Source organism: Sandarakinorhabdus sp. (assembly GCF_040398645.1).
Taxonomy (GTDB): Bacteria; Pseudomonadota; Alphaproteobacteria; order Sphingomonadales; family Sphingomonadaceae; genus Sandarakinorhabdus.
The window spans coordinates 1-4,437 of record NZ_JBBATR010000078.1 but is presented as its reverse complement, the minus strand read 5'-3'; the positions used below and the strand labels follow the sequence as shown (position 1 = coordinate 4,437).

Genomic DNA, 4,437 nt, shown 5'->3' with positions numbered 1-4,437 from the left:
GCCAAACCCTGACGCTTCACAGCCAGCCCGCCGCCGCCAATTCGCGGCGGGCGGTGCGGCTGACTGGCACCTCCGGCCCGCCGGCAAGGCGCAGGGCGGTGCGGGCGCCGTCGCTGCTGATGCTGGCGACCGCGCCGCGCGCCACCCACCAGCTGCGGTGCACCCGCGCGCCCGGCACATCGGCCAGCAGCGCAGCAGCATCGGTCATGCGCATCAGCACCAGATCGCTGCCCAGATCGGTGTGGATGCGCAGATAATGATCCTCCGCCTGCAAGGCCAGCAAGCGGCCCGATTGCAGGCGCAGCGGCAGGCGTTCGGCGAGCGCCGGCGGCATGAGGGGTGGCCCAGCTAGCGTCTGCGACGGTGGGGCAGGATCAGCGGCAGCAATTGCAGCTGATTCGCCGGGCGGCTCGTCCCCTGCCTTGGCCCCTGCCTCGGCCAACACCGGCGTTGAAGCAGGCTCTACAACCGTCCTGACCACCACGGCCACTGGCGCAGTTGCGAAATTGATCGTGGTCAACACCAGCGACACAAACAGCACCACCACACCAAACCACAGCACCACATCCGGCGTGATCGCCGACAGCCCGAACATCATCGCGCTGGCCACCACCACCACAAAGGTATGCGGCAACGCCACCAGCACAGACACCAGCAGGATTTCCAGCCAGCGCCAGCGCTGCAAGCCGCCCCAGCTCTGCACGGCATAGGAAAACATCAGCCCAAGCAGGCTGCCCGGCATCACCACGCACAGCCAATAGACCAGTCGCCGGCCAAATGGTGCGTCCTGCGTGCCCAGCGCGCCGACCACCGCGAGCACCAGCGCCGCCACCAGCCCGATGATCAGCGCGCGGATGGCGCGGGCGCGCAGGCGATCGACCGCCCACGCAGCGTCAACGGTTTTTGGCAGCAGCTCGCGAAGTTCGGCCGTCATGTTCGCGCATCTCTCCAGGACGGCAAGTCTTTGCCCGGCCACAAGCAAATCCACAACCCGGCGCACACTTTCCCACCCCGCCGGGCCATCAGGAGAGCCAAGATGATGATCCGCGCCGCCCTTTATTCGGCCACCGTTACCGCCCTGTTCGCTGTTGCCACCGCGGCTGTGCCGGCGCCGGTTGCCGCGCAAACCGCTGCTGCTGCTGCGCCCGCCACACTGACCATCAAGTTCGATGGCGCGATGGCCCCGACCGGTGCGGTGATGGTGGCGCTGTTCGATAGCGAAGCCGCGCATGACAAGGGCGGCGCCCCGGTCCGCGGCGGCATGGCCAAGGTTGCTGGCACCACGGCCGAACTGGTCATCCCCGGCCTGAAGCCCGGCCGTTATGCAATCAAGGCCTATCACGATATCAACGGCAATGGCGAAATGGACAGCAATCCCTTTGGCATGCCGCTGGAGCCCTTCGCCTTTTCCAACGGTGCCAAGGCCGTGGGCGGGCCGCCAAGCTGGGCCGATGCCGGTTTCGAGGTTGCGCCCGGCGCCGCCACCGTCACCATCAGCTTTCGCTGATCGTCAGCCGGAACGGAGTGCATGTCATGATCGATCGCCGCAATTTTCTGGGCCAGGCCGGGCTGGTTGCAACTGCGGCAGCGCTGCCGGCTGCGGCCCGTGCGGCGGCGCCGGCGCGCCCCGATTGGTTTGCCGCCGTGGGCGACATCACCGCCGATATCGCACCGCAAGGCCTGCGCCGCGTGCACGGCCGTGCGCCGGCCGGCCTTGATGGCACGCTGTATCGCAACGGCCCGGCACGGTTCCGCCTCGGCGGCACGGCGGTGGGGCATTGGTTTGATGGTGATGGCCTGATCCGCGCCTGGCAGCTGCGGGATGGCCAGGCGCAATTGCAGGCGCGTTTTGTGGACACCACCAAGCGCCGCACCGATACCGCGGCGGGTGCCATGGTGCAGCCGGGCTTCAACACGCTGGCCCGGCCGGGCGCCGTGGTCACCAGCGCCGATGATACCAATGCCGCCAACACCTCGGTGATCGTGGCGGGCGGGCAATTGCTGGCGCTGTGGGAGGCTGGTTCGGCCTATGCGCTCGATGCGCAAACGCTGGCCACCAAGGGCCCACTGACGTTTCGGCCGGATCTGGCCGGCATGCCGTTCCTGGCCCACCCGCGCATCGAGCCTGATGGCCGTATCTGGAATCTGGGCATGGGCGGCAAAATGGCCTTCATCTGGCGCCTGTCAAAGGATGGCAGTTTCGAAGCCGGCCAATCGATCCCGCTGCCAATGGCCAGCTATGTCCATGATTTCACCGCCACGGCGCGGCACCTGGTGATTGTGCTGCAACCGTGGGTGCAGGAACGCAATGCGCTGCCGTTTGTCGCATCGCTGGAATGGCGGCCGCAATTGGGCACCAAGGTGCTGGTGATCGACAAGGCCGATCTGTCAAAGCGCCGGGTGTTTGAATTGCCGCCGCTGTTTTTCTTCCACCTTGGCGACGCCTGGGAAGACAACGATGGCAGCATCCGGTTTGATGGCTGTTTCGAAAGCGATCCGGCCTTCGCTCGCGACACCGCCAGCGCGTTGATCGATGCGCGCACGGTCCGCACCGATCGGCCGGTGCTGCGCCTGGTCACGCTACACGCCAATGGCCGCGCCAGCGTGGATGATGCCGGCATCACCGCCGAGTTTCCGCGCAGCGATCCGGCGCTGGCCGGGCTGCGCCGCACCCGCACCGTGCATGTCGGCGGCTATGGCCCGGCGCGGCCGTTTGCGCGCACCATTGGCATCTGGGATTGGCAGACGGGCCGGGATGATGCCCACGATTTTGGCGCGCACCAGATCGTCGAGGAATTCGTGCCGGCCGGGCGCTGGCTGATCGGCACCACCATCAATCTGCAGGCCAAGGCCAGCGAACTGCACGTGATGGACGCGGCGCGGGTGGCGGATGGCCCGGTGGTGACATGGCGGGCCAATGTGGCGTTGCCGCACAGCTTTCACGGCAGCTGGCTGGCAGCCTGAACGCTCGCCTGCCTGATTATAAAGAAAATTGGAGCCTCCGGCGGGCAGGGGTGACCCCTGCACCCGACTGCTGGTTCGGTCCCTTGTCTCAGAGCCATGAGCCAAGCCAAACCGAAAGTGGTGCAGGGCTCAGCCTTGCCCGCCGGAGGCCATTTTCTTCTCAATCATTTCGCCGCCGACGCTTACGCCACGGCTCAGGCGAAATGGCCAACCAGTGGCCGGCTGCGCTGCCAGCGGCGGTGTTCCACGGCGTCCAGTGCGAATTGCGCCACTTCGGCGCTGGTCACGCCCGCCACCTGAACATTTGGCGGTACCGGCCACAATGCATGCAGGCCGCCGGGCAACGGCCCGTCGGCAATCGGGCCGGGGCGAATGATCGTCCAATCCAGATCGCTGGCGGCAATCACGTCTTCCTGCACATCCTTGTCGGGGTGGCGCGGGCGCGCAAACAGCGGGGAGAGCAGGCGGCTCGGCAGCCAGCGGCTGCGGCTGCCGATCTGGTCGCTGGGGGCGCCGGTGATTGCCACCAATCGGCGCGGCCCGGCGGCGGGCATGGCGGCAATCAGCGCCCGGGTTGCATCAGAAAGCAGGGTGTCTGGCGCGTCCCGGTCCCGCCCCACGGCAAACACCACGGCATCATGGCCGGGGACGATTTCGGCCAGCAGCTGCGGGCAGCCCGGTTGTCCAACGGCTGGCAAGGCGCCGGCAGGAACCCGGCGGCGTTCACGGCTTTGCGCGGTGACCTGATGGCCGCGGCTCAAGGCTTCGCTCACGATGGCGCCGCCCAGGCGGCCGGACGCGCCAATCACCAGTAACTGCACAGCACATCCCCAAGAAGAATTTTTCTTCTTTACCTTTCTGTCATGCTGCAATGCAGCACGCAAGGGCTGATGTCAGGCCGATGAATTTTTTTGGTCAGTCCTGCGGGGCAGGCGAGGAAGTCGGGGCAGTCGGGGCAGTGGGGGCGGGGATGGCATCCTGCGCCGGGGTGGTCACGGTGCGGGTGGAACGGATCATCGGCGCATCGCGGCCCGACCAATCCATGATGTTGCCGCGCACCTTCTGGTAATTGGCCTTGGCATCATAAAGCGCCAGACCTTCCAGATCGAGATCGCGCGCTTCGGCATTGCCGGTGGCGGCAAGCAGTGTGAAACCAGCGACATAGGCGTTGCGCTTGGCGGTGGCGAGCGTGACGCGGGCGTTGATCAATTCCTGTTCGGCATTCAGCACTTCGATGATGGTGCGATTGCCGACACCGTTTTCAGCGCGCACGCCTTCCAGCGACAGGCTGTTGGCGGCGATGGCGGCTTCGGCGGATTTGATCACATCCAGGCTGGCGCGCCAGCTGGCAAAGGCCGAGCGAACCTGGCTGATCACGCCGCGTTCGGTGCCGATCTGGTTCTCCATTGCTGCGGTGCGGCGGGCCTGCGCCTGCCTGATCTGCGCCGATGGCCGGCCGCCCTGGAACAGCGG

At 66.7% G+C, this 4,437-nt stretch carries 5 protein-coding genes; 2 read left to right on the top strand and 3 right to left on the bottom strand.

Features of this window, described 5'->3' with window-relative positions; translation table 11 throughout:
- Positions 1 to 16: 16 nt before the first annotated feature.
- On the bottom strand, positions 17 to 934 hold the full coding sequence (locus tag ABWP50_RS12530) for a LytTR family DNA-binding domain-containing protein (protein WP_353218322.1): 918 nt from the start codon (positions 932 to 934) through the stop codon (positions 17 to 19).
- Positions 935 to 1,036: 102 nt separating this feature from the next.
- Between ABWP50_RS12530 and ABWP50_RS12525 the strand changes: the two genes are divergently transcribed.
- Both ABWP50_RS12525 and ABWP50_RS12520 read left to right on the top strand, forming a co-directional pair.
- Entirely contained in the window at positions 1,037 to 1,507 is a 471-nt protein-coding gene (locus ABWP50_RS12525; RefSeq protein WP_353218321.1) for a DUF2141 domain-containing protein, read from the top strand.
- Positions 1,508 to 1,533: 26 nt separating this feature from the next.
- The gene (locus tag ABWP50_RS12520; RefSeq protein WP_353218320.1) at positions 1,534 to 2,964 is read left to right on the top strand and encodes a carotenoid oxygenase family protein; all 1,431 of its coding nucleotides are present in this window, start codon (positions 1,534 to 1,536) and stop codon (positions 2,962 to 2,964) included.
- Positions 2,965 to 3,158: 194 nt separating this feature from the next.
- Here the strand turns inward: ABWP50_RS12520 and ABWP50_RS12515 are convergent, their stop codons facing one another.
- Complete coding sequence (locus ABWP50_RS12515; protein WP_353218319.1) at positions 3,159 to 3,785, bottom strand: NAD(P)-dependent oxidoreductase; 627 nt, start codon at positions 3,783 to 3,785, stop codon at positions 3,159 to 3,161.
- 94 nt (positions 3,786 to 3,879) lie between these two features.
- Positions 3,880 to 4,437: TolC family protein (locus tag ABWP50_RS12510; RefSeq protein WP_353218318.1), on the bottom strand; the 558-nt coding region annotated here is incomplete at its 5' end.

Coding starts and splice junctions, on each gene's coding strand:
- ABWP50_RS12525 (WP_353218321.1), top strand. CDS start 1,037: ATGATGATCCGCGCCGCCCTTTATTCGGCCACCGTTACCGCCCTGTTC.
- ABWP50_RS12530 (WP_353218322.1), bottom strand. CDS start 934: ATGACGGCCGAACTTCGCGAGCTGCTGCCAAAAACCGTTGACGCTGCG.
- ABWP50_RS12520 (WP_353218320.1), top strand. CDS start 1,534: ATGATCGATCGCCGCAATTTTCTGGGCCAGGCCGGGCTGGTTGCAACT.